Annotated in this window: 6 protein-coding genes; 5 read left to right on the plus strand and 1 reads right to left on the minus strand. The window is 44.3% G+C overall.

Going from position 1 to position 4,490, the window contains the following annotated elements:
- Positions 1-193: hypothetical protein (locus KDK19_RS24135; protein WP_368736435.1), on the minus strand; the 193-nt coding region annotated here is incomplete at its 3' end.
- Positions 194-365: 172 nt separating this feature from the next.
- On the opposite strand from KDK19_RS24135, the gene KDK19_RS04455 reads away from it, so the two are divergent.
- The 5 genes from KDK19_RS04455 (at position 366) to KDK19_RS04475 (ending at position 4,459) form a co-directional block, all read left to right on the plus strand.
- Positions 366-560, plus strand: a complete 195-nt coding sequence (locus tag KDK19_RS04455; RefSeq protein ID WP_257282160.1) for a hypothetical protein — start codon at positions 366-368, stop codon at positions 558-560.
- A complete protein-coding gene (locus tag KDK19_RS04460; protein ID WP_257291411.1) occupies positions 553-867 on the plus strand; it encodes a nucleotidyltransferase family protein in 315 nt (104 codons plus the stop codon). Before KDK19_RS04455 ends, KDK19_RS04460 begins: the two co-directional genes overlap by 8 nt.
- A 113-nt stretch (positions 868-980) precedes the next feature.
- A complete protein-coding gene (cysC, locus tag KDK19_RS04465) occupies positions 981-1,613 on the plus strand; it encodes an adenylyl-sulfate kinase (protein ID WP_257291412.1) in 633 nt (210 codons plus the stop codon).
- A gap of 367 nt (positions 1,614-1,980) precedes the next feature.
- Positions 1,981-3,966: a capsular polysaccharide biosynthesis protein gene (locus KDK19_RS04470; protein ID WP_257291413.1), complete on the plus strand. Its 1,986-nt coding sequence runs from the start codon at positions 1,981-1,983 to the stop codon at positions 3,964-3,966.
- A 190-nt stretch (positions 3,967-4,156) separates the two neighbouring features.
- Entirely contained in the window at positions 4,157-4,459 is a 303-nt protein-coding gene (locus KDK19_RS04475; protein WP_257282164.1) for a nucleotidyltransferase family protein, read from the plus strand.
- Positions 4,460-4,490: the final 31 nt, after the last annotated feature.

Consider the following 4,490-nt stretch of genomic DNA (forward strand, 5'->3'; position numbering starts at 1 on the left):
ACACGCTATCTGGCTGAAGTCCTTGCTGGGCAGGCACTTTCATGATTTTGCCGTGATTTGAACGTGTTTCACATTGTCTGGAAACACAAACTCCTTGGGAATCCGTACAGCCTGTGTTTTGTTGTTTTTGAAAATGGTCGTCTTCATCTTTGATCCTCTTTGTATATACCTGGGTATATACTTGATTAAACATTCAGACCTTGTCCAAAGAACCATGGAGAGAAATCAATTCGTTCCGAGGCTAAACAAACATTGCCATTAAGACACATGACTATAGACACTACTTTTTTTCCCGTTGCATCAAGACACTGGAGACTGCTCATAACCGTCTACTCGCCTGTGAAGAAGGCAGTATAGATTACGATATGTACCGGTCAGCCTGTGTTAAAGAGTTTGAAATCATCCTCGAACAGGCTGACAAACTCCTTCGCAAGTATCTGAAGGTTTATGGCAAGAAATTCGCTGAATACACTCTTAAGTTGCTACCAGGTTTTATCGCTGATGCCATTATTTTGGAGACAGCGATAGGAAAGCATTTAAATAGAGTTAGAAATGATTGATTTACGAGAAAAGGATCGTGAGTCTGTCTGTGATCTGGCATCACAAATATTCACCCGTGGCACCAGGCTATGGGCTTATGGGAGTCGTGTAAAAGGTACTAATCATGATGCCAGTGATCTGGACATTGTCGTTCACTTCCCTGATGGGCATGACGAGCATGATAATTTCGATCAGTTAACGGCATTTAATGAAGTCTTACGTGACTCCAACATACCTATAATTGTGCAGGCACTGTCCTGGTCTGCTATATCAGAGTCTTTTAAAACCAATATTAAATCCTGCTATCAGGTGCTTTGTCTGGTTTGAAGACAGGGAATGATTACGATAACCCCTGCTATTTATACAGCTCGGCAGAGTTGATGGCTGAGCAGTTGAGTAAGGCCAATCCGGAGCACTAGCACAATGAGCTTAACTGGAATATGGAAAATATTGCCTGGCATACTCACAGGGTTTCTAAAGAAGCACGTTCGAACCTGAAATCGCAAAAGCCCTGCCTGATCTGGTTTACCGGCCTGAGTGGCTCAGGTAAGTCTACCGTTGCTAATGCAGTTGACGCTCTTCTGCATGAACAGGGTTATCATACCTATGTATTGGACGGTGATAATGTTCGGCATCGTTTGAACAAGGATCTGGGCTTTAGCGATAGTGACCGGGTTGAAAACATTCGCCGTATAGGTGAGGTCTCAAGCCTGTTAGTTGATGCCGGCCTTATTGTTCTGAGTGCGTTTATTTCTCCATTCACATCTGACAGAAGAATGGTCAGAAATATGCTGCCTGAAGGCGAGTTCATCGAAGTGTTTATCAACACTCCATTGGATGTCTGTGAGCAGCGTGATCCCAAGGGTCTTTATCAAAAGGCCAGAGCAGGTGAAATCGTAAACTTTACGGGCATTGATTCCCGTTATGACGTGCCTGAGAACCCGGAGATTGTCATTAATACAGCAGAAATGCGCCTTAAGGAATGCACTCAAGTGGTTCTTGATTATCTGGTTGAGAAGAAACTGCCACGGAACTCAGAACTGGATGAAAAAACGGTTGGAAATGGGCTGTAAGGCTTAAAGGTTGTTCAGTGTTGAACCGTTTTAGCCTTGTCATATTAATGTGGATTATTCGACCGTCAAGCATTCTTGCGCACAATGCAAAAATTCACCTGTTGTACGTTTTTTCTGTTATGGTAGTTGCCGGATTAATGCAACAGGTGCATTTTAAATCAGCAAAATGCCCAAGGCATCTGATCGTAATAGTAGATAATTCACTGTAATTCAGTATCTATTCAAAATACCGATAAAGCCTTTTATCCACCTTTTAACCTTTTTCTATCAAATAGCTGTGACTCCATTGCCGTCTTCTTTAAAGCCAAAACCCGCTTTCATTACTTTTTCTCGCGGGATAAGTCAAGCAGGAGAGTTAACTACTCTCTTGCAGTGCGATCGCATAGAGAAGAAAAAGTCTTACACGAAAATACAACCTTCTCATGTTGTTGTGGGGTGGGGCAAAAAAGCCAACACAGAAAAAGCTGTAAAACTTGCAGAAAAGCATCAGGTACCCTACTGGCACCTTGAAGACGGCTTTATCAGCTACCTGGGCCACCCTGCCCTGGGTGACAAACGCTTTGCTCTGATCGTTGATAAACAGGGCATTTATTACGACGCTAACTGCCCTTCTGATATTGAAGCGCTTCTCAATCGTCCCGACTGGTTCAACGCAGAATTACGAGATCGGTCTTCAAACCTTCTGGCTCAGATTACTGACAACAAAATCACTAAATATAATCATGAGCCTATAGATGGCTGGAAGCCTGAAGCTGAAGGGCTGAAACGTGTTCTTGTGGTTGATCAGACTTACGGAGACTGTTCCGTCAAGTTTGGAGTAGCGGATGACTCCAGCTTTGAGAAAATGCTGGATGCGGCGCTTGCGGAGAATCCGGATTCTGAAATCTGGATAAAAGTTCATCCTGATGTTGTTCTGGGTACCAAAAAGGGTTATCTCGGCAGCCATCTTCCTGATAATCCCAGAATACATATTCTTGCGGACAAGGTTAATGCTCAGTCTCTTTTCCCCTACTTTGAAAAAGTCTACGTCGTTACCTCTCAATTAGGATTCGAAGCACTCTGGCACAAGAAAAATGTCGTTTGTTTTGGTGTCCCTTTTTACAGTGGCTGGGGGTTAACCGATGACCGGGTTCCCTGCCCTCGTCGGAAACAAACGCATACTATTGAAAGCCTCTTTGCTGCAGCCTGCCTGAAGTACACTCGTTATATTGATCCGGAAACTTTTGAACGGTGTGAGCTGGAAGATATTCTTGAGCTTATCGTCCTGCAGAGAACTTCACGGAGCCAGCCCGTCAACACACTCTATGCGGTGGGCTTCAGCTTATGGAAAAGAGCCTTTTTAAAGCATTTTACTGAAGCGATTTCAGAAAAGGTTTTGTTTGTAAAATCGGTTCAGCAAGCTGAAGCGAAGACGAAACCTGATGATGGCATTTTAGTTTGGGGAGCCAAACATCATGATTATAAACCGCCATCGAATATTAAGCTTTTCAGAGCTGAAGACGCCTTCATTCGTTCAGTAGGTCTGGGGGCTGACCTGCGCAGACCCAGCTCTTTGATTCTGGATCAGACGGGCATCTATTTTGATGCTTCACGACCCTCTGATCTCGAAACTGCAATCAACACCATTGAGCTCAATGATCAGCAACTCCTGCGGGCAAAAGCTTTACGTAAGACCCTGAAAGAACAACGAATCAGCAAATATAATCTGCAAGGCTCGCAGCAATGCCTGTTTGAGTCAGTCAGAATGGATCAGCGAAAGATACTGATTACAGGTCAGGTGGACAGCGATGCTTCTATCCAATGGGGCAGCCCTGAAATCTCATCCAATCTTGAGTTGATTAAGGCGGTCAGAACCCACGCGCCTGATGCTTTTATTGTTTACAAGCCCCATCCGGATGTTCTTTTAGCAGGGAGGGAGGGTCATATTCCCGAGAGTCTGGCCCTGGACTGGGTCGATCATGTTGTACTGGATGGTGATATTTTTGATTGTATTGAGCAATGTGATGAACTGCACGTCATGACCTCTCTGGCAGGTTTTGAAGCCCTGACACTTGGAAAAACAGTCCATTGCTGGGGCCAGCCTTTTTATGCAGGATGGGGAGTAACCGTTGATCACTTGATCTGCAAAAGACGCCATCGCAAAAGAACTTTAGACGAACTGATCTATTTTGCTCACTGTCATTACCCCATGTATATCAACTGGCAAACCCAGAGGTATACGACACCAGAGAGGGTTATTGCTTCGATCGAACGAGAACGTTGTTCAACAGCTGAAAATCGTCACTTTATGATCCAATGGTTAAGCAGAAAACGACGAAAGCTGGGCTATTTGATAGAAGCTTTGTTTAGTTAGATATTTCTTATGGTCTCAGTGGGAAACCAGGGGTCGGAAGCATCAGCTAACAAATTGGTACTCATGATTTCCTCCTGAAGGGGAACGTCACAGCCAGAAAACTCAACTTAACCACCTGTCCAGTGTATGGGATCCACTATACCTTGAGGAGTGTTATGCTAATGACACAACCATCTCTCAAAGAGAAGATATGCACGCCAGTTTAGATGCTTCTTATATTGAAGAGTCACTTAGAGCAGCATTTGGAGAAACTCTGCAGGGTATCGTTTTGTATGGCAGTCAGGCGACTGGGCATGCCACAGCCGGAAGCGATATAGACTTAGCGGTCTTAATCTCTGGGCAAACCTCTCAACAGCTTTTGTGGGATAAAGCACAGGAGCTTGCTTGCCACTTTAGTAAAGATGTTGATTTAATTGACTTGAAAGACGCGACTACAGTGCTCCAGAAAGAAGTCTTTCAAAATGGCGTTTGGCTAGCAGCCTGTCGGACTTAAGGCTGTCCTACTGCGGTTGCAATAAATTGGT

It is taken from the genome of Endozoicomonas sp. ONNA1, from assembly GCF_024606325.1.
In the GTDB taxonomy this organism is placed as follows: domain Bacteria; phylum Pseudomonadota; class Gammaproteobacteria; order Pseudomonadales; family Endozoicomonadaceae; genus Endozoicomonas_A.